This window comes from Roseivirga sp. BDSF3-8, assembly GCF_041449215.1.
Classification (GTDB): Bacteria; Bacteroidota; Bacteroidia; order Cytophagales; family Cyclobacteriaceae; genus JBGNFV01.
Map to the genome: position 1 here is coordinate 2,484,521 of NZ_JBGNFV010000001.1, position 21,219 is coordinate 2,505,739.

General features: G+C 46.2%; 16 protein-coding genes and 1 tRNA gene. 11 read left to right on the top strand and 6 right to left on the bottom strand.

Going from position 1 to position 21,219, the window contains the following annotated elements; translation table 11 throughout:
• Nucleotides 1–5 precede the first annotated feature (5 nt).
• From AB9P05_RS10310 to AB9P05_RS10320, 3 genes are all read left to right on the top strand, one after another.
• Nucleotides 6–1,466 carry a sensor histidine kinase gene (locus AB9P05_RS10310; RefSeq protein WP_371908745.1) on the top strand — a complete coding sequence of 487 codons (1,461 nt, stop codon included), beginning with the start codon at nt 6–8 and terminating at the stop codon, nt 1,464–1,466.
• A complete protein-coding gene (locus tag AB9P05_RS10315) occupies nt 1,459–2,154 on the top strand; it encodes a response regulator transcription factor (RefSeq protein WP_371908746.1) in 696 nt (231 codons plus the stop codon). Before AB9P05_RS10310 ends, AB9P05_RS10315 begins: the two co-directional genes overlap by 8 nt.
• Nucleotides 2,155–2,333: 179 nt before the next feature.
• Nucleotides 2,334–3,056 carry a HisA/HisF-related TIM barrel protein gene (locus AB9P05_RS10320; protein ID WP_371908747.1) on the top strand — a complete coding sequence of 241 codons (723 nt, stop codon included), beginning with the start codon at nt 2,334–2,336 and terminating at the stop codon, nt 3,054–3,056.
• Between the two features lie 146 nt (nt 3,057–3,202).
• Here AB9P05_RS10320 and AB9P05_RS10325 read toward each other — a convergent pair whose 3' ends face one another.
• Nucleotides 3,203–3,682 (bottom strand): hypothetical protein, encoded by a 480-nt coding sequence (locus AB9P05_RS10325; protein WP_371908748.1) that lies wholly within the window; start codon nt 3,680–3,682, stop codon nt 3,203–3,205.
• A 395-nt stretch (nt 3,683–4,077) separates the two neighbouring features.
• Between AB9P05_RS10325 and AB9P05_RS10330 the strand changes: the two genes are divergently transcribed.
• The gene (locus tag AB9P05_RS10330) at nt 4,078–4,941 is read left to right on the top strand and encodes a GNAT family N-acetyltransferase (RefSeq protein WP_371908749.1); all 864 of its coding nucleotides are present in this window, start codon (nt 4,078–4,080) and stop codon (nt 4,939–4,941) included.
• A 4-nt stretch (nt 4,942–4,945) separates the two neighbouring features.
• Nucleotides 4,946–7,438, top strand: coding sequence for a bifunctional UDP-N-acetylmuramoyl-tripeptide:D-alanyl-D-alanine ligase/alanine racemase (locus AB9P05_RS10335; RefSeq protein ID WP_371908750.1), 2,493 nt, complete (start codon nt 4,946–4,948; stop codon nt 7,436–7,438).
• Nucleotides 7,439–7,446: 8 nt separating this feature from the next.
• Here AB9P05_RS10335 and AB9P05_RS10340 read toward each other — a convergent pair whose 3' ends face one another.
• Nucleotides 7,447–7,647 (bottom strand): hypothetical protein, encoded by a 201-nt coding sequence (locus AB9P05_RS10340; protein ID WP_371908751.1) that lies wholly within the window; start codon nt 7,645–7,647, stop codon nt 7,447–7,449.
• A gap of 167 nt (nt 7,648–7,814) precedes the next feature.
• Here AB9P05_RS10340 and AB9P05_RS10345 point away from each other — a divergent pair, with 167 nt between their 5' ends.
• The 3 genes from AB9P05_RS10345 to AB9P05_RS10355 are packed head-to-tail and all read left to right on the top strand — an operon-like array spanning nt 7,815 to nt 10,462.
• Nucleotides 7,815–8,054, top strand: a complete 240-nt coding sequence (locus AB9P05_RS10345) for a ferrous iron transport protein A (RefSeq protein WP_371908752.1) — start codon at nt 7,815–7,817, stop codon at nt 8,052–8,054.
• A 7-nt stretch (nt 8,055–8,061) separates the two neighbouring features.
• Complete coding sequence (locus tag AB9P05_RS10350; RefSeq protein WP_371908753.1) at nt 8,062–9,744, top strand: FeoB small GTPase domain-containing protein; 1,683 nt, start codon at nt 8,062–8,064, stop codon at nt 9,742–9,744.
• A 19-nt stretch (nt 9,745–9,763) separates the two neighbouring features.
• Nucleotides 9,764–10,462, top strand: a complete 699-nt coding sequence (locus AB9P05_RS10355) for a DUF554 domain-containing protein (protein ID WP_371908754.1) — start codon at nt 9,764–9,766, stop codon at nt 10,460–10,462.
• A gap of 316 nt (nt 10,463–10,778) precedes the next feature.
• Here AB9P05_RS10355 and AB9P05_RS10360 read toward each other — a convergent pair whose 3' ends face one another.
• Nucleotides 10,779–11,822: a TrkA family potassium uptake protein gene (locus AB9P05_RS10360; protein ID WP_371908755.1), complete on the bottom strand. Its 1,044-nt coding sequence runs from the start codon at nt 11,820–11,822 to the stop codon at nt 10,779–10,781.
• A gap of 221 nt (nt 11,823–12,043) precedes the next feature.
• On the opposite strand from AB9P05_RS10360, the gene AB9P05_RS10365 reads away from it, so the two are divergent.
• From AB9P05_RS10365 to AB9P05_RS10375, 3 genes are all read left to right on the top strand, one after another.
• Entirely contained in the window at nt 12,044–12,274 is a 231-nt protein-coding gene (locus AB9P05_RS10365) for a hypothetical protein (RefSeq protein ID WP_371908756.1), read from the top strand.
• A gap of 134 nt (nt 12,275–12,408) precedes the next feature.
• Nucleotides 12,409–13,113 (top strand): TetR/AcrR family transcriptional regulator, encoded by a 705-nt coding sequence (locus AB9P05_RS10370; RefSeq protein WP_371908757.1) that lies wholly within the window; start codon nt 12,409–12,411, stop codon nt 13,111–13,113.
• Nucleotides 13,114–13,165: 52 nt separating this feature from the next.
• A tRNA-Val gene (locus AB9P05_RS10375) sits at nt 13,166–13,240 on the top strand.
• A gap of 97 nt (nt 13,241–13,337) precedes the next feature.
• Here AB9P05_RS10375 and AB9P05_RS10380 read toward each other — a convergent pair.
• The 3 genes from AB9P05_RS10380 to AB9P05_RS10390 form a co-directional block, all read right to left on the bottom strand.
• Complete coding sequence (locus tag AB9P05_RS10380; protein ID WP_371908758.1) at nt 13,338–13,802, bottom strand: chemotaxis protein; 465 nt, start codon at nt 13,800–13,802, stop codon at nt 13,338–13,340.
• A 1,418-nt stretch (nt 13,803–15,220) separates the two neighbouring features.
• Nucleotides 15,221–16,153, bottom strand: a complete 933-nt coding sequence (locus AB9P05_RS10385; RefSeq protein ID WP_371908759.1) for a chemotaxis protein CheB — start codon at nt 16,151–16,153, stop codon at nt 15,221–15,223.
• A 96-nt stretch (nt 16,154–16,249) separates the two neighbouring features.
• Nucleotides 16,250–21,193: a CheR family methyltransferase gene (locus AB9P05_RS10390; protein WP_371908760.1), complete on the bottom strand. Its 4,944-nt coding sequence runs from the start codon at nt 21,191–21,193 to the stop codon at nt 16,250–16,252.
• Nucleotides 21,194–21,219 lie beyond the last annotated feature (26 nt).

A 21,219-nucleotide genomic window follows, 5' to 3' on the forward strand; every position in this document is an offset into this window, starting at 1 on the left:
TGAGTATGCGCAGGATACAAATCATCATCGGCCTTATGGCCATGGCCCTGATAGGTCTGGTAGCTTTTCAGCTTTACTGGATTGATAACGCCATGATGGTAAATCGCCAGAAATTTAACCGCGATGTGCACCAGGCCATCGCCCGTGTGGTGCTCAGGCTGGAGCAGCAGGAGGTCATCAATATTACCTATCGGCAATTAAAGGTCAATGCCGGCCATGTGACCACCCGCAGTGGCTCATACCAGGTCATAGTTTCCCCCACACCACCGTATGGTGAGCCCGCCGGAGATGTGATTATTGCCGAAAGAAGCAGCAAGTCTGCACTGATGGAGCCGCAGTCAGACAGTAACCGCGTTATACGAAAGACCGAAATGGTGGAGACTGTGCTTTCAGAACTTTTCGGGACCCACCCTAATATTCACCAGCGTATAGAACCCGATAATGTAGACAGTTTGCTGAGCCGCGAGCTGCGCCAGGTTGGCATTACGGCAGATTATGAGTTTGGTATTTACGACCGGCTTCGTGACTCTCTCGTTTTTCAGCGCGCAGTTAATACAGACAAGCCAGGCTTTAAAAGAAGTACCTATCAGGCGGGCCTGTTTCCTAATGATCTGGCCAATAATTTTAATGTGCTGTCACTCACTTTTCCAAATGAAAACAGCTACCTGCTAGGCAAAATCTGGCTGCCTCTGGTAAGCAGCGCCTTACTGGTACTTGTAATCGTATTTTGTTTTGGCTATGCCATAGTGGCCTTGCTAAGACAAAAAAAGATAGGGGAGATAAAGAACGACTTTATCAATAACATGACCCATGAGTTTAAAACCCCCGTATCCACCATTGCACTGGCATGTGAGGCACTGAACGATAAGGAAATGCGACAGCATCCATCTATTCTTGACCGCTACCTGGGGATTATCAGAGAGGAGAATTCACGTATAGGCAGGCAGGTAGAAAAAGTACTGCAGATAGCTACCCTGGATAAAAAAGAACTTCGGCTTAAGAAAGAGCCCCTCGACCTTCATGAGATTATCGAGAAGGCCATACCCCGAATAGCCATGCAGGTAGAAAGCCGTGGTGGAGCACTTGAGGTCCTGTTGAATGCAGAAGAGGCACGCGTGGAAGCTGATGAGACCCACCTCACGAATATCGTGTTTAATCTGCTGGACAACGCCAATAAGTACTCTCCGGAAAATGTTGAGATCCGGTTAGAAACCAGCAATACCCCGGCAGGCCTGAGCCTGAAAGTTTCCGATAAAGGAATAGGTATGAACCGCGATGCCCTGAGGCGTATATTCGAAAAATTTTACCGGGTACCCACAGGCAATGTGCATGATGTGAAAGGTTTCGGCCTGGGGCTGGCATACGTAAAAACAATGGTGGAGGCTCACGGCGGTACCATTAATGTAGAGAGCCAGCCAGGCCAGGGAAGTACATTTGAGATTATATTACCCCAGACACATGAGTAAGATCAGGCTGTTAGTAGTAGAGGATGATCCCAACCTCGGGCAGATACTCCGCGAGTATCTGGAAGTGAAAGGCTTTGATGCCACCCTGGCCCAGGATGGAGAAGCAGGTATGCAGGCCTACCGCCAGGGAGAGTTTGATTTGTGTATTCTGGATGTGATGCTGCCCAAAAAGGACGGCTTCACCCTGGCCCGGGAGATACGTGAAGGTGATACCCGCACGCCACTGCTCTTTCTTACCGCCCGCGGCCAGCAGCAGGATACGCTGGAAGGCTTTAAAGCAGGGGCAGATGATTATATGTCAAAGCCCTTTAGTATGGAAGAGCTGCTTATGCGTATAAAAGCCATACTGAGAAGAAGCGGATCAAAAGAGGAGGAGACGCAGCAGACCGAGTTTACTATTGGCGACCTTCGTTTTATTCACCCCGAGCAAAAGATACTTAAAAGCGATGGTGAGGTCATGAAAGTAACCACCCGGGAGGCTGACTTACTCAGGCTCCTGTGCTTGCATAAGAACCAGACCCTGCCGAGAAGCTATGCCCTGAAGGAAATATGGAATGATGACAGCTACTTCAATGCCCGGACCATGGATGTGTATGTCACCAAGCTACGAAAACTGCTCAGATTCGAACCACGGGCTGAAATTGTAACCGTGCATGGAGAGGGCTTCAGGCTTTTGGTAAAAGACTGAGCAGTATTAGATAATTTTTTGTCTATTCCGCTTATTGCTGAATTTCTGATTAATGAAAAGCCGTTTCTTTTTTTATATTTGCACAGGCTGGGCTTTGTTTTTAACAAAAAATTAACCCGCTACTCTTCCGTATCCATCCGGGTATTCAGATTTTTCAAGTGTAAAAATTAGACGAGTTTATGATTCAGATAATTCCCTCGATTACCGTTATTGACGGCAAAGTGGTGCGCATTAAACAGGGTGACTTCTCTACAGAAAAGAAGTATCACGATAGCCCGGTAGATGTAGCCAGGGAACTGGAGGATCATGGCATAAAGATACTTCACCTGGTAGACCTGGATGGGGCTAAAAAAGGCACTCCGGTAAACTACCACATACTTGAGGCTATCGCCGGGCATACTAACCTGGAGATCGACTTTACCGGGGGGATCCATACAGACGGAGATATCAGTAAGGCTTTTGAGTATGGAGCCAATTACATCACCGCTGCCAGTGTGGCAGTAAACCGTCCCGAGCAGTTTGCAAGCTGGATAGTCAGCTACGGACGGGAAAAGGTGACGCTTGGTGCAGATGCCAAGGATGAGCTTATTGCCATCAAAGGCTGGCAGAAGAATACCAATATCAGTCTTTTTGAACACATAGAGTATTTTTACGATAGAGGGCTCAAGTATGTAAAGACTACCGACATAGCCCTGGATGGGGTGCTGCAGGGGCCTGCTTTTAATCTTTATGAAAAAATACTAAAGCGTTTCCCCGATATCAAACTGCTGGCCAGCGGGGGTGTTCGTAATATCGATGATATTGAGCGATTAAACGATATGGGTATATTCGCCGCCATTTTTGGTCGCGCATACTATGAGGCTCAGATCAAGCTAAGTGATCTCAAGAAATTCCTTGTATAACCTCCCCAGATAAATCATTAATACAGGCCGCTTCTCAGAAGTGGCCTTTTTTGTGTTCGCGTTGTTCGTTAGGCAGTACCAAGTAAAAAAGCAGCCCAGGGGCGGAGCTGCTTTGCAAAATATTTTATAGGGGAAAACCCCGCGTACTACTGCTTAAGATTCTGTGTTAGTTTGCGGCCCCAGTAATTCAGCCATTCTGAAGCTTGCTGCTTTTGACTGGTAAGGTCTAACTCCCAGCCCTGATAGCTGTTTTTCTTTTCATCACGAAAACTTGGTGCTTCAAAGAAATCCGAGAGGCTGTATTTGTAAAATAACTGAAATAAAAAGCTGTAATTAGAGTAAGTGTACTCCTTCTGCTTTTCTTCTCCCTTGTCAGAGGTTTCTTTTTTTACCTTCGCCTCGGGTGATTCTAATGTGGTGATCCATGAGCGGGACACCTCTTTTTCAGACCCATTTAAGGGATTAACCTTGTGGCTCTCATCTTCGCTTTCGTATGCCTCCTCTACCGGAGCATCCTCCTGCGTTTCAGCCTTCTTACTGCTATGTTCACATTGACCACCCCCTGCCATAGCATAGGGTATGGCGAGAAAGCTGCTTAGAAAAAACGTTAGCAATACTTGTTTCATACTATTGGTTTGGAATGTAACGAGTAGGCCGGTCAATAGTAAAGTAAAAATAATAAAAAATTATAAACCTTTTTTATCTACGGGTCAAATCTTCTGATGGTTCCATAATTAACTCCTGAAAAAGCAATATTATCAAAAGGTTTTCTTTTGATAAGTGGGGGATTTTTACTATTTTATTTTTCTGCTACAGTTTACAATTGTAGTCAATTAGCTAAATAAGTAGAAGTCCGTTTCCACAGAATTGCATTTTACAGAAATTGAACCCTTTACGATGCGATTTTATTAAGCAGTCTGCCAAACCCGGCAGGCTGCTTTTGTTATTATGGCATTGTTTGCAGCCTTTTTCCCTTATGAGTACCTAAGGATATTTGCGTAATTTACGCCCCTTCAGGTGAATGAGCATGACATACATCACTTCCCTCACACAGGCAAAGTTATCCGAAATGTATACCGCTTTTAGCGCGGCATTTAAAAAGTACCCTATTTCCTTTGATCTGAGTCTTGCGGACTTCGAGAGGAAATTCATCACCAAACTTAATCTGGACCGGCAAGCTTCTGCAGGAGTATTTGATGGAGAAAGGCTGGTAGGCTTTTTATTTCAGACCCTTGGCTGGCACCACGAAGACCTCGTGGCATATAATGGAGGTACAGGCGTACTTCAGGACTATCGTGGCAGAGACCTGACCCGGCAAATGTACGCTTATGTGGAACAACACTGCGCCAATTCCGGCGCCTGCCGGTTCTTATTGGAGTGTCTCACTAACAATGCACCTGCCGTCAGGGTCTATAAAGCCTGTGACTTTACCATTACCCGTTTATTTCACTGTTTTTTTCTGGAAAAGGACTTTCTGCCAAACATTCGTCTGGCTCAAAAAGTAAACATGACACTGCCCTCTGCTCCCGACTGGCACTTATTGGCGAAACTGGGGCAGGGTATGCCCGCTTTTGAAGAGAGCATCCACCAGCTTAAACGTAATGCCGCTCTTTATACTGTTGTGGAGGCCCGTATAGAAAATGAGGCGGTAGGTTGCCTCATGTTTGATCGGATTACAGGCCGAGTCGCCTATTTGTGTGTGGCAGAGGCCTACCGTAGGCTGGGTATTGCTACCAGTATGTTACATAAAATGGCCTCTATGAGTTATTCGCCCGTTATAGCCGCAGTTAATATCGACGAGGGAGCTTCTGAGCTCATCGGGTATTTCCGCAGAATGACCTTCGAAAATCGCTTTGATCAGTATGAGATGATACGCTCCATTTAGTTGCATGGATCCACAATCGATTTATACGATAACCTTTAGCAGGCTACCAGATATTACTGGCGGCTCACTCATACGGCAGGGGGCTGACCTTCCTGTTACAGACCTCCTTACCGATAGCCGGAAACTAAGGATATCCCCCGGGGCCGTGTTTGTAGCGATCACAGGTGACCTGCACGATGGGCACCGCTTTATTCACGAGTGTTACCGCAGTGGCATACGGCAGTTCATTGTGGAGCACCAGCCGGATGGCCTCCTGGAGCTTAAGGATAGCAATGTCCTGTTGGTTCATTCCGCTAAAGATGCCTTGCAAAGCATTGCCATGTATCACCGCAGCCGCTTTAGCATTCCTGTGCTGGGCATCACCGGAAGTAATGGTAAGACAATAGTTAAAGAATGGTTGGGGCAGATGCTCTCTGCCAGATTTACTATTGCCCGTAGCCCTGGCAGCTACAATAGCCAGATAGGGGTACCCCTCTCCGTTTGGCAACTAGACCAGCACCATGAGCTGGGCATTTTTGAGGCAGGAATCTCAAAACCAGGAGAGATGGAGCGGTTGGAACGTATCATTAAACCACGGCACGGTATTTTTACCACCCTCGGACCTGCCCATGATCAAGGCTTTGCCGATAGGAAAGAAAAACTTTCGGAGAAGCTAAAGCTTTTCAGGCACAGTGAAGTCATCTTTTTCTGCGAGGATCACCAGGAAGTAGCCGCTGCCATCCGCCATACCTATCCAGACAGGCAATTGCAAAGCTGGTCTATGCATCATGAGGCGGCAGACCTCTTCGTCCGGGTAATGGAGCGCAGCCACCGGTCCGCAAGTCTCCGGCTTACCTACCATTCGCACAGTTTTGCACTGGACCTCCCCTTTGCTGACGAGGCATCTGTAGAAAATGCCCTCCATTGCGTATTATACCTTCTTCACCTGCAGTATAGCCATGCAGAAATACAGCAATTAGTCAACACCCTGCAGGGCGTCCATATGCGCCTGGAAATGAAGCAAGGCATTCATGATACCTATATCATAGACGATTCCTATAATAATGACCTCGCCGGACTGCATAAGGCACTCGAGTTTATGCAGCAGCAGCCCTATCCCCTGCGGCGCACCGTTATCCTCTCAGATATTCTTGAATCCGGTGTAGACAAGCCGGCACTTTACCGTAAAGTGGGCCAGATACTTGGTGGCTCAGGTGTTTCGCGGCTTATTGTCGTTGGGCCGGATACCCTAGCCCACCGCTATGCATTTGACCTTGAGCACCAGCTACAGGTAGAAGCCTACCCAGGGACCGAGGCCTTACTGAAAAGTCTGGATGGCCTGCACTTTCATCAGGAACTGATCTTGGTCAAAGGTGCACGTGCTTTTAGCTTTGAGCGTATCGTACAGCGGCTACAGCAGAAGATTCATGGCACTGTACTGGAGATCGACCTGGATGCCCTCACCAGCAACCTGAATTTCTACCGCAGTCATTTGAGGCAGGGCACTAAACTCATGGTGATGGTAAAAGCCTTTGCCTACGGAAGCAGCCTCAAAGAAATCGCCCACCTGTTGCAGTTTCATAGGGTAGACTACCTGGCAGTGGCCTATGCCGATGAGGGTGTATTTTTACGTGAACACGGCATACACCTGCCCATCATGGTCATGAATCCCTCTCCGGACAGCTTTGACAAACTGCTTTCCGCTAACCTGGAGCCTGAAATATACAGCATGAAGATGCTCGAACAACTCGGACGCTACCTGAGTAATGCGGCGCGTAGCATCAAGGTCCATCTTAAAATAGATACCGGAATGCGCAGATTAGGCTTCGAGCCCGATGAGATACCCCCGCTGCTTACCCTGCTGGAGAAGTATGATCAAATACAGGTGGCCGGCGCCATGAGCCACCTGGCCGGCGCCGATGAAGACAGGCACGAAGACTTTAGCCATCGGCAGGCCGGGCAGTTTATCAAAGCATGCGAACGCTTCCTTGAGGCCGGCCTGAATCCCCTGCGTCATCTTGTCAACTCCGCGGGTATCCTGCGCTACCCTGAGTATCATATGGATATGGTGCGCCTGGGCATAGGCCTGTATGGCATAGAGTCTAATCGCGAACAGCAGGACCGGATACAGCCCATTAGCACATTCAAAACCACCATAAGCCAGGTGAAGCATATCCGTCAGGGGGAAACCATAGGCTATGGGCGGTCAGAGACTGCCTCGCACGATATGGACATTGCCACCATTGCCGTGGGGTATGCTGATGGCTACGATAGGGGCTTCAGCAATGGAGTAGGGGAGGTCATCATCAGAGGGAGGCGTGCGCCCGTTACAGGCCGCGTATGCATGGACATGACCATGGTAGACGTAACCGGCCTTGGAGCCGAAGAGGGAGATGAGGTGCTAATATTCGGTCCGGGTATGCCCGTGACGGAACTGGCCCGTAAAATAGATACTATTTCTTACGAGATACTCACCAATATCAGTGAGCGGGTCAAGCGCGTCTTTACCAAAGAATAGGACAGAGCCTACCCGCCGCAGCCAAGGAATTTCTTGAAATTACCCGTATCCGGTAGGCCGCCGTAGTCATTTTCCTCCGTGTCTTCAGATAAATTTTCCTTTAATTTTTCTTCTTTTCTCGACACCGTGCCCCCGCCTTCCGAATCCCCTTTATTAGACGGGTATTCATCCTTATCACTTCGGCTATTTCCCTTTTCATTCGTTTGCATGGCTGTTTTTGTTTATCAAATAGTACATCGCCCGCCTGCGTGGCAGTCTGTAAAACCTTACGGAAAAGGAACCTTCTCCGGGTAGAAAATGGTTCTCCAGAGCGGTATAGTTTTGTAAGCTATACGAATCTGACTTAAATTTGTGCTGAACTGGATCATGTAATTGTATGGTCACGGATATAAAATATAAAAGTGTTGCCGATCTTAAACCAGGTGAAAGGGGAGTAATCAGTGGATTCACCGATTCCCACCTGAGCCTGAAACTCCTGGAAATGGGCTGCCTCCCAGGCACCGAAGTCAGGATGAACTATGCAGCGCCCCTTGGAGACCCTATCTGTATCAAGGTAGCCGGTTACAATCTGTCCCTTAGGATAGATGAGGCTCAAATCATTATCCTGGAATCCTGAGGATTTAATGTCATTAAAAGCGAACCCCCGTTTAGCATTACTGGGCAATCCTAACTGTGGGAAAACCTCCCTGTTCAATCACCTTACCCGGCAGCACCAGCGTACAGGAAACTTTACCGGTGTTACGGTAGACAAAAAGGTGGGCTACAGTAAGCTAAATGAGCACATGGAGGCCCGCGTTATTGACCTTCCGGGAGCATATAGCATTTACCCGCATTCACAGGACGAACAGATTGTATCTGACCTGCTGGGCTGTACAAGCTCGCCGGACTACCCCGATATTCTGCTGGTTGTGCTGGATGCCTGCCACCTTAAGCGCAGCCTGCTGTTACTTACAGAAGTCAGAGACCTGGGCTTCCCGGTCCTTGCCGCGCTTACGAAGGTAGATGCTGCTGCACAACAGGGCATAGAGATCGATCTGCGATCACTGAAAGAACAACTCGGTATGCAGATCAAGGCAGTTAACACCCAGTCTGGTGAGGGCATAGAGGACCTTAAATACCTGCTCTCCAACCCCCAGATGAAAAAGGTCGCTCCCTATTACGATGTGACCGAACTGGCCCCTGAGCTTATCGGCCGCATGAGAAAAAACTATGGCTGGTGCAGTTCTTACCGGTGCTACCAGATGGCCTGCCACTTTGAGAGCATAAAATGGTGCGGAGATGAAGACCGTGAGTTTATTAGCCAGCTACGGGACGACTGTGCTTTTGACAGTACCACTACTCAGGGCCGCGATACCATTGGCCGATACACTTTTATTGATAAGGTCATTGAGTCAGTTGTAACCTTACACCGCCGAAAAAAGAGGCGGGAGCAGTTTACAGATATGATAGACCGCTACGCCACCCACCGGTATTGGGGGTTTGGGTTGCTGTTTGCTCTGTTCTTCATTGTCTTTCAGTCTATATACATCTGGACAGCTATACCTGGCAGTTTCATACGCCAGGGTGCCGATAGCCTGGCAAGCTATCTGGCCGGCAATCTTAATCCATCCGTAGGTACAAGTCTGCTGATTAAAGGCCTCCTGCCAGCCACCGAGCTCTTACTTGTAGTACTGCCACAGCTTGCCATACTGTTCCTCTGCCTTACCCTGCTGGAGGAGTCCGGCTACATGGCCCGGGTGGCTTTCCTTACAGACAAGATAATGCGCCGCTTCGGCATGAGCGGCAAGTGCCTTATGCCCCTGTTATCCGGTGTCTCCTTTGAGTCTGCCGAAGTCTGCCGAAGTACAGGCCGCCGGGGGCGTTTCATGGCCTTTTTACTTCACCACTCGGCCCGTATACCCTTGTACATGCTACTTGTGGCGCTTTTTGTGCCTACCATACCTGTACTTACCTACCTCAACCTGCAAGGTATTGTACTCATGGCCCTTTACCTTGCCGGCATTGTGGTCAGCATAGGCGTCTCATACCTGGTACGCATTTTCCTCAATACCCAGGGTATTCACAGCTTATTTATGATGGAACTACCTGTGTACAGCATGCCTAACAGACACAGTGTAGGCGTGGGCATGTATGAGAAATTCAGACACTTTGGCCTTGAGGCAGGTCGTCTCATCCTCCTTTTTCTCATTTGTCTGGTGATGTACAATGCCCTGTTTGGCGGAGACATGACCCCCGTTAGCACTGCCGCTGCTAAAGTAAACGACGCTGACCTGCTGGCGGGTATCCTTTCCTATTTTTCCCTGTAATAGAATCCTTCCTTTTTTTATGGATAATATCGTTTTGCCTTTAGGCTCTTTTATAAATATGCTTGCCGTAATAGGGGGGAGCCTGGCCGGTCTGGTATTACATGGTAAATTTCCCGAGCGTTACCGCCGCATAGCTTTTCAGGCAATAGGCCTATGTACCCTGCTTATCGGGGCACAGATGGCATTCAAGGCAGAGGATATTCTCATTTTGATTATCAGCATGCTTACAGGTGCCTGGTTAGGTGAGTGGGCCAGGCTCGATGAACGTCTCCGGACACTCGGCGACTACCTTAAGGCCAAGACCAAAAGTAAGGCGGAGTATTTCACTGATGGCCTGGTAACCGCCTTTCTGCTGTATTGTGCAGGGTCCCTTACCATACTGGGGGCCCTGGAAGAGGGGCTAAATGAGGACCGCAGCCTGCTTTATACCAAATCTGTACTGGACGGCTTCACCTCCATAGTGCTGGCATCCAGCTATGGAGTAGGTGTACTCGTGTCAGCCTTACCACTGTTTGTATTTCAGGGAGCACTTACCCTTTCTGCCGGTTTTATGGAGCCGCTATTGCCCGAACAGGTCATTAACCAGATATCAGCTGCTGGGGGGATAATGATTTTAGGGTTAGGGCTAAACCTGTTGGAAATCAAGGATATAAAGGTTACTAATATGCTGCCTGCACTGGTGATCATTGTAGGGTTGTCACACCTTATTTTGAGATAAAAAAAATAGGGAGGTGCGACCTGCACACTCCCTAGTTCATTCTGAAATAACCGAACTCATACAAAAAATCCGAAGGTTGGTTAACTGCTAAAAAATCTCGCTACCCGGACTATATCCTGTTAAAAAATAAAAACAGTCAGTTTAAAAAATAAGTAACGATAACGTTTAAAAAATACCTTCGCTATTCGCCTATACTATTAACACATCCCGTGCCACAATTGAAAAACCCCCTTTCAGGCCCATAGGGGGCAATTGCACTCCTCAGGGTCGTATCAAAATGATAAAATGCTGAATAAATCTATAGCAAAATGAGAATTCAAACACTTATGTTTGTATAGTGTTTCCGAAAACCGTCGATCTCCCCCTTCTTTCCCAGAATAATAAGCACCACCCCTTCTGTGATTCTCGTACTTCCGGAAGGATTAAACTGAAATCCGTTACGGCTTCGGTCAGTGATGGCTATGATAGTGGCCCCCGTGTTCTTTCTTACATCCAGCTCACTGATAGATTTATCACGGTAGCTATGCAGCACGTTATGGTACCCTACCTCTTCCAGCATCAGTTTTTCTGTATAGCCCCCTACGCCACTCAGCAGGTCCAGAAATTCAATTACGTAAGGTTTCGTCACCAGTTGAGCCATATGAAGGCCTCCCAGTGCGTCAGGCATTACTACCCGATCAGCCCCGGCCCGAAGAAGTTTCTTTTCAGAGCTTTCTTCCGATGAACGTGATATGATGTATATCGATGGGTTGAGCTCACGTGCCGTCAGTGAAATGAAGACATTGTCTGCATCCTTACTCAGAGTCGTAATTATGCATTTGGCCTTCTCTATACCTGCAGACTTAAGTACCTCATCCGAAGTGGCATCTCCCGGCACGCACGGAAAGTTCTCAGGTACAGCCACACGGTCTACTATGTCCTCATCATTTTCAATTATGACAAAAGGCTGGTCGCTCCTGCGCAATTCTTCGCAGGCTTTGAGTCCATTACGCCCAAGGCCGCATACAATGATGTGGTTTTCCAGTTCTCTCACCTTTTTGTCACTTATTATCGTTTTAAAGATTTTTTGAAGCTCTCCCTCAAAAATAAAGGTTGCGATAACAGACACCGCGTAAGCAAATATGATAATGTTTGCCAGTATATACAGGCTGGTAAACAGCTGTCCGGCCTGGCTCAGTTGCCGCACTTCGTTAAAGCCCACCGTAGACATCGTCAGCATCGACATGTAAAATGCCTCCAGCAGCGAGTACCCTTCTATAAAACAATATCCCGCACACCCTACCAGAAGGCTCAAAAAGAGCAATAGGATTGCGTAGATCAGTCGCCTGAAGTTTTTATTGTAAAAAAATTCTTTAAGCAAGGTGCCGGTACTGTTTTCGGGGGTCTATAATAGGGATAAATTGGCAAAAATATGCACTCAATTTGCCTATGTATAGGTGGCTTCCGGTCTCCCAGGCAAGTGTCCCTGCCACATACTCAGTAGCCAATGGTCACAGGCCCATCAGCCTGTAAAACATTCAGCCGCGTGAGCCCGTTAATCCAGTACAGGAATTTTTTCGGTATCAAACCATGGAGAATTATATGTTAAATATTTTTTTATGCGGGGTCGTTTATGTGATCATGGTATACCTGATGGTAAAGTTGCTAAAGAAGAAAAACATAAAGCTGCCTCCCGATGACGGTGACGATGGGGGCCTTGAAGTAGAAAATACCCCTAAAATAGACTTACCCCCCGGGGTCTGCTGGCCAGGGCCAGGTGGTTCGGGAGGCTCAGTTCTCACCCGTGAGGAAACAGAAAACTTTTCATACTAAACACAGCGGCTCAGCAGCCGCTTTTTTTATTCCTGTTCTTTTTTCCGAACCAAACGTTTCTTCTCTGCGTACGTTAAAATAATAGCATTACTTTTGTAATGGAATATCTTTACTATACATAAACCTGAGAAGCAATGAATGGATTCGCCATGATCCAGATCAGGGTAAATGAAAAACTTTACCTCAAAAATCCGGAAGATACCGAACTGGGGCGGCGCATCGTGGACCATGGGATCAAACTCATAGATCGTATTGGGTTCGAACAGTTCACTTTCAAAAAGCTCGCCCGGGAGATATCCAGCACCGAGGCTTCAGTATACCGCTATTTTGAAAATAAGCACAAGCTACTCACCTATCTTGTCAGTTGGTACTGGAGCTGGCTCGAGTATCAGGTGGATTATCAGACTCACAATATCGAAGACCCGGCCCGCAGATTAAAGATAGCCCTGCGTGTACTGGCTGAAAGTAGCAGCTTTGACCCTCAGTTCTCACATATTGACGAGACAGCCCTGCACCGTATCGTAGTTTCCGAAAGCAGCAAGAGCTACCTTACCAAAGAAGTTGATCAGGATAATAAAGAAGGTTTTTTCAAGAGCTATAAGTCTTTGTGTAATAAACTTTCTGCGATTGTTTCAGAGGTAAATCCAGATTTTGCTTATCCGCGGGCCATGACCAGCACCATGATCGAGTCCGCCCATCAGCAAATCTTTTTCTCCCATCATTTACCCTCCCTCACCGAGCTTAAGGTAGACACCGAAGGGAACGAGGCCGTAGCCGGATACCTCGAATATATGGTATTTAATCTGCTTTCTGTAGAAAAAAAAGAGGGCAAAGACTAAGGTAATTTCCTATACCTGATTACTTTTGCAGTCTATTGTTTCCAAAATTCCAGGGGTTTTAGCTCAGTTGGTTTAGAGCGCTGCCTTGACAGGGCAGAGGTCATGGGTTCGAATCCCTTAAACCCCACATCAAACCCCGGTCGTCCCAAACCGGGGTTTTTTGTTAGCTATTACCTCATCAGATCAAGACACTCCAACGCCTGTTAATTGAGAGATGCATAATCTTACCAGCCCTTTGGCTTATACAGAATGATTATCTGAATCATTATACCCATCACTATTAAAAAAATGATTTCAGCCTGCGTGAATAAGTTAATAGTGTCTTTAGCCTCCTTGCTGATAAAAACCTGGCGCCTTCCTTCCTGTAATTGTATCTTAGATAAGTCGTGTAAATGTTCGTCTATCTTTTCAATGATTTCAAGAATACTTTCTTTTGAAGCATCATCAGAATCTTCCATTTGTTCAAGTGACATCAATTTTTCCTGAAGTAAATTAAATGCAAACGTCTCTTTTTCAGTTAGCTTGGTTAGACTGTACTTTTCTATTAGAGCACGGAGCTTCTCGTTCTGTTTGCTGTTTTGGCTTTTCTGAGAGTCTTCTTCCAGGCATGTGTAAGCGATTTCTTTTTCCTGAATTATCCTGGATATATCAAATAAAATATCGCTGGCCACGATCCTGTCTTCATACATGGTCGTAACCGAGTAACTCAGGCGATTAAAGTTATCTCTATCAATCAGATTGGTCATAAGTACTATAAGAAAAACTAATAAGATACTTACCGCCCATCTTATTTTAGTGAAAACCCTCATAAGCCCAATTTTTTATATGACAATTTTTCTTTAAATGTTCTACAGATACGTACGTAATAGAAAGCATTTAGTAAACCCAATTACATATTTATATTTTTTAAGCCACCGACAGTATGTTCAATAGTGTATTTTAAAATCCTGTAATTAAACCACAGACTTATATCATATACCCCCTTATTGTTCCTCTCTTACGCGAGTCCCTCCCTCAAGCAGACCACCAACTATTTATTATTCTTACCCTGTAATTCACTCATTGTCCCCCCCTGCTATGCGCCGCAAGCCGCGATTAATCGCCCTCTACCGGTACACACCATACCTCTCAACTCATAACTAAACACTCACCACTCAAAACTCTATGTACTCGTCAATTCAATCATTCTATCATTCCGTGGACTCCTGCTTTACCACGTCATTCAAGCTCTTCCTGTCATTGTAAATCATCAACTATTTTTGCACTTTTACCGTACCGAAAGAATCTATCAATCCCTTCTTCTCAAGAAAATCCGCATTATTTCCTCTTATTATTCTTCGCTTCTGCTTCGCTTATCCCACGCTTCTGCTTCGCTTCTCCTTCGCTATGAGTCTTACTTCAGTCTATCCTTCCTTCGCCCTGCCTTCGCTCCTTCTCCTTCAAGGTCCCTGAATTGAACTATTCCTATATCCCCGCCATCAACATTGCCAAGCCCCTCATAATTCACTCAATCAATCATTCAAAATTCACCCATTAAAAAAGGCACCCATCTTCCGACCAGCACCTCCGTCTATATTATTCTATAATTCAATTATTCTATTACTCAATAATTCACTCAATCAATCATTCAAAATTCCCCCATTAAAAAAGGCACCCATCTTCCGACCAGCACCTCCGTCTATATTATCCTATAATTCAATTATTCTATTACTCAATAATTCACTCAATCAATCATTCAAAATTCCCCCATTAAAAAAGGCACCCATCTTCCGACCAGCACCCCCGCCTATATTATTCTATGATTCAATTATTCTATTACTCAATAATTCGCTCAATCAATCATTCAAAATTCACCCATTAAAAAAGGCACCCATCTTCCGACCAGCACCTCCGTCTATATTATTCTATAATTCAATTATTCTATTACTCAATCATTCGCTCAATCAATCATTCAAAATTCACCCATTAAAAAAGGCACCCATCTTCCGACCAGCACCTCCGTCTATATTATTCTATAATTCAATTATTCTATTACTCAATAATTCACTCAATCACTCATTCAAAATTCACCCATTAAAAAGGCACCCATCTTACTCTTCCCCTTCAGTCAGGCCGTCTTTTTGGTGCTTGTCATGGCTTCCACATGCCTCCTCAGGTTTTCCGTATGGAAACTACTCTCTTTAGCCTTACTCAGGTAGTGTTTAGCCATTTGCTGACGCCCGGTCATTTTTTCCTTTTCGGCAAGATTATAAAGCATGTTAGTACGCTCCTGCATAAGTGTAATTACGTTCAGTAGCGAATACTCCACCGTATCTGGCGATTCTAGCGTGATGGCAGGCTCCTCCTGTGGTTCATTAACCTGGCTGGAAAAGTTTGCTACTGCCTCTACCTGTCGTACCAGTATTTCCGGAATCTTCCTGTTCCCCAGTATATCCACCGGCTCAAATATCAGCTTTTTCAGTACTTTATTGATACTCGCTATCTCCTGGCTATGGCTCGCATATCCTTCTTTGATGGCGTTCAGCGGCATTTCAGGAAATTCCGCCTCTTCCGGGTGCTGGGCCATGGTCAGGCCACCGCAATCCTGTATCGCTTTCATTCCCAGCGTTCCGTCTGTCAGTAGCCCGCTCAGCAGTATCCCTATCGTTCTTTCCCTGTAAGCTACTGCCGCCGACCTGAAGAGTATGTTTACACTGGGCCTGGCGCTATTTTCTTTGGGAGCACTTACTGAGTATACGTGACCATCGTAGATAAAGAGGTGCTTATCCGGGACAGGAAGATAGAGACAGTGCGGCCTTATCACCGCCTTATCAGTCACCTGCACCACCTTCAGCTTTGTGAATTTTGACATGAGCTCCTGCAGTATGCTCTTATGGTCCGGGTGTATGTGCTGCACGAAAAATAAGCTGACTGGCCAGGATGCATCCACTTGTTTAAGCAGGCCTTTAAAGGCATTAAGCCCTCCCATAGAGGCCCCTACCACAATGATCTTATGGTTTTCTGTGGCCCGATTACGCTCTTGGATTTGCTCAGTTGACATAGAATGTATGTTTGTGCTTTTGGCCTAATAAGGCTCAGGGGAGCCGGCACCCTCTTTATAATGTAAGGGGGACCCTCTGCTATACCCATGCCTTTACTACTTCTTTTTGTGAAAAGCGGTCAATTTATTATAAAGGTCTTCGGGGGCATAAGGTTTAGTAAGTATGTCCGTAAAGTTTCCTTTATCCAGCAAGGTTACCCGGTCCTGTGAGTCAGCCGTAAGAGCTATTATAGGCAGGTCAGCATATTTACCCCCCATTTCCCTTACTGCCTCGGCACATTCATAGCCATCCATCACCGGCATGCGTACATCCAGCAGTACCACATCATAGTCCTTATTGCGGATCATCTCCAGGGCTATCTTTCCATTTTCAGCCTCATCTGCCTCCACGCCCCAGAACTTCTTCATAAATTGGATAAGTACCATGCGGTTTATCTCCATGTCCTCCACCACCAGTATAGACATGTTCTGGCCTTCTAGTGAGGGCGTATCGGCAGGTTCATCCAACGCCCCTTGGGTTTTGTCTTCCAGTTCCAGCGGCACGGTAAAGAAAAACTCCGAGCCCTTACCCGGCTCGCTTTTCAGGTGGATAGTGCTATCCATCATCGATAGCAGCTTTTTAGTGATAGTCAGGCCCAGACCAGTCCCTTTTACCTTCTTACCTGGTGTAGATACACGGCTGAATTTTTCGAATACCTCTGATTGTAACTCTTTGGGTATCCCGATACCCGTATCCACGACCCGGAATAGCAGATAAACGCGTTCCTTTTCTTTCTTCTTCAGGCTTATGACTACCTCTACGCGGCCCTCATTGGTAAACTTTACTGCATTGCTCACCAGGTTGTTTAGCACCTGGGCCAGCTTCATTTGGTCGCCCCGGACTATGTCCGGCACATCTTCACCTACATCCGTGGTTATCGTATTTCCTAGCTCTTTTGCCACCGGCAAGTGTGCCTGTTCCAGGCTCTCTACCAGTTGTCTTAGAGAAAAAGGCCCCACCTCCAGCTTCGCTTTACCTGCTTCTATCTGGCTGTAGTCCAGGATGTCATTTATCAGGTGCATCAGACTTTCCGATGAAAATTTCAGTGCCCTCAGGTTCTCCTCCTGTTCCGGCCTGGGCTCTTCCTTAAGCAATATACCCGACAGCCCCAGTATAGCATGTAGCGGAGACCTTATCTCGTGACTCATCGTGGCCAAAAACTCCTCTTTCGCCCGGATAGCAGAGAGTGCTTTTTCCCTCGCCTCTATCAGGTCCAGTTGTGTATTTTTTAGCTCCGTTATATCCTCTATGATTCCGTGCCATTTGCGGTACATAGTAGAGTCCCGCTCCTTTTCCGGTTGTGAAACCACCTTTATCCAGCGTATATCTTTGGTTTCCCTCCTTACCACACGGCCCTCCCAGCTAAAGGAGGTCTGGCTTTTTTCGCTTTCCCGGATAGTATCTTTTAGCGATTGTACATCCTCTTCATGCAGCCTGTTCCAGAATTTTTGTGAATCTTTTAATATTTCCTCCGCGGTTGTCTCAAATATCCAGTTAATAGAGGGGCTCAGATAAGTGAATTTACTTTTAGCGTGATCCACATCATGTGCCTCATATTCATAAATTACTTCAGGCACATTTTCCGTTATTCGCTGTAGTTGCTTGTCTTTGCTTCGTATCCGGTTCTCATTATTTTGCCTTTCCAGCTCTGCCCCCGCCCGCAAGGTTAATATCCGTAGTATATGGTCGTAGTGAAAGGGAGAGGTAAACGGCTTGTCATCTATCATTACCAGGATAGCCAGTATTTCACCCGTAAGCGGGCTGTTTATAGGCACACCCATATAGCTTTGGGCGTTCCATCGCTGTAGTTTAGGGTCCTCCGGAAATTTTTCCCTCACCCCATCTATATACTTACCATGTTCATTGATGGAGACACGTTCACACGGTGAGGCAGGTAATGCATACGTAAAGTTCTGGGCCAGTTTACCATTCACCCGAAGTGCTTTCGTTGTTATATCATTATTTTTTTTGTCCATGATGCCCACGTAGGCATACTTCACTTTAAAAATATGGCATAGCTGACTCGTCAGGTCTTTAAAGAATTCATCCCCGGTCAGGTTCGCACTTCGCTGCAATACCTCCCTTACCTGTATGTCCATCTGTACTCGCCCCGTCACATCATGGCATACCATTGCGCCCCCTATGATTTTACCCATCGGGTCCTTTACAGGGGCTATCCTGATGTCATAGTAATGTTCTTCACCATTAATCAGGCGTAAGGCTTTGCTTTCAATTAATATCTTTTTACCCTCAAACGCCTCCCTGAATAAGCCTGTCGTCTTTGTGGACGGGTCCGGAAAGTGTTCCAAAAATTGCCGGGCATTGTCATTAGATCTAATAGAGTGGTTGATGGTGGCTTCTACCAGAAGTTTGAATGAAGCGTTTGCGATCAGGATATTATAGTCAGGGTCTATCGCCAGTATGCTCTCATTGTTCTCTTTTGCTATACTTTTTGTAATACTATCCTGGCGCTCAAGCATCTGTCGGCTTTTTATCTGCTTGGTTATATTAATGGCCACTGTTCGTATGCCTATTACATTTCCGTTTTCAAATACAGGATTTGAGGTAGTGTCCCAATAGGAGTCGTTTGAGTGAAATGTCTGCCTATTCGTCTTACCCCTTTCCATTACCTCACGCTTGAACTGAATGATTTCTGCATTCTCTTCAATCAGCGACTGGTCAGTCTGCCCGATTACTTCCACGTTCGCAAACTTTGTAGACTTATTATGAATCCACTCATAGCGTAGGTCCTTATCCTGATAGGCAATAAATATGTCAGAATTTTGAAGAGCTACCTCAAAGCGTTCTTTTATGGTCTCCAGTTCCTGTTTTGCTTCAGACAGGGCGGCTTCTTTTTCTATCAGAGTTTCATTCGTCAGGCCTAGCTCTGTATTAGCCGTTTGAAGCTCCTCATTGGCTGATTGTAATTCCTCATTACTTGTTTCCAGCTCTTCGTTTGAAGACTTCAGTTCTTCGTTTGTAGACTGCAGTTCTTCATTCAGTGACTGCAGCTCCTCGTTACTCGTTTCCAGCTCTTCTGTAAAAGTCTGCAGGTGCTCCTTCGTCGCCTCAAGTTCCTGCTCCAGTTCGATCACCCGGATAGCATTGATGTTTTCATCCTGCTCTACCTTATCCAGTGAGAAAGGATAGCGTGCTTCCTGGTCTATCTCTTCAAAGATCACCATAAAGTAGTCCTTCTCATTTTTAGGGTAAATCAGGGGCTTGGCAGTAAGTCTCACCAGGATCTCACCCTGCATCGCCTGAAAACGGAAAACCTTCGTTTTTTTCGTTTTTTTATCCCGTTTCGATTTGTTGTAAACAGCCCTTAGTTCTATATGCAGGTCTTTTTGGATGACCTTAAGCGCATTGGCATTCAACGCCCCTTCGCTCAGGTCCACGTAAGGCTGCATTTTGCCCTTTATATAGACCACCTCCATAGATTCATCGAGTATGATGTAAGGGTGTTCGTAGGTATGAATCAGCGTTTGCTGAGCGATCTCCTCCAGAGACATCTCATGATTTGCCTTAGTGCTCCGGCTTTCCTTTCGCTTACCCGCCTTTTTGAATGCATTAAGGCTTAAGGTATTGATCTGCACATCCGATTTCTTACGGAAGATCTTCTGTTTCTTTTCTTCTACACCAAAAAGGTTTGTAAGCTGAGATATGCTTTCCGATTTTCCCAGCAGCAGCAGGCCCTTTTCATTAAGCGCATAGTGAAATAAAGACATTACTTCACGCTGCAACTCATCCTTAAAGTAGATCAGTAAATTGCGGCAGGTGATCAGGTCCAGGCGTACAAAGGGCGGGTCTACCGTGATGTCATGTTTAGAGAACAGCACCATCTGCCTTATCCGCTTTTTCACCTCATATTTACCACTATCAAGGTTAAAGTACCTTTCGAGCAGCTCCTGGCTAAAGTTGGCTACCTGGTTCTTATCAAAGATGCCTCGCCTGCCGAAGGCAAGGGCATGCTCGTCTATGTCTGTCGCAAAAATCTGGACCTTTTTACCATGTAAGTCATCGCCCAATAGCTCGTGCAGCATGATAGCTACGCTATATGCCTCTTCTCCGGTAGCGCAACCTACCGACCATATTCTCACATTAGCCTCCGCAGGCTTTTGATCAAGCGCCTTTTTAAGATACTTTTCCAGGTCATCAAACGCTTCCCGGTCACGGTAAAACTCTGTTACCCCGATTAATACCGTCTCATATAACAAATCCAGTTCCGCCGGATTTTTCCGTATATACATGAGGTACTTTTCGATATCGGGTATTGCCAGTGCATCCAGGCGCTTCAAGATACGGCGGTTTATAGTACTGCTCTTATATCTTTCAAAATCTGTCCCCGTCTTGTTTGCCAGTAGCCTCAGTATACTTTTAAGGTTCTGGTCTTTTTCCTCATCCCCGTTTTGGGTTACAGTTTTATAATTGGTTACATACTTATGTATTTCATTCCCTATTCCCTTCGCATCGGTCACTACATCCACATAGCCAGCATCATTGGCACTGGAAGGCATCTGGCCATAAGCGGCTTCTTCCGGGTTCTGTATGATGGTATATCCGCCGCTTTCCTTTATGTGTTTAAACCCCTCAGTACCGTCTCTGCCCGTTCCGCTTAGCAATACACCTAATCCCCTTTTTCCCGCAGTCACCGCAATGGAATGAAACAGCCTGTTTATTGAAGGGCGGGGTTGCCGCGGTTCGTGTTCATTCGTAAGGCACAGCGTGTTACCTACCACTGATATTTCGCGATCAGAAGGGCAAACAAATATTTTACCTCCTTCCAGTGGCTGATCATTCTCCGCCTTAACTATTGGCCATTTAGCATGTGATTGCAGCAGGTGAACCATTTTGCTTTCATAATCCGGGCTTAAGTGCTGCGCTATTACAATAGCAATATTATCCCTTTTAACGGGTAAGCCGGACACTAGCTTCTCCAGGGCCTTTAAGCCCCCGGCAGATGCGCCAATGCCGACAATAAATGGTTCATTATTTTCCATGGAAAAAACTTGTCAAATTTTTATTC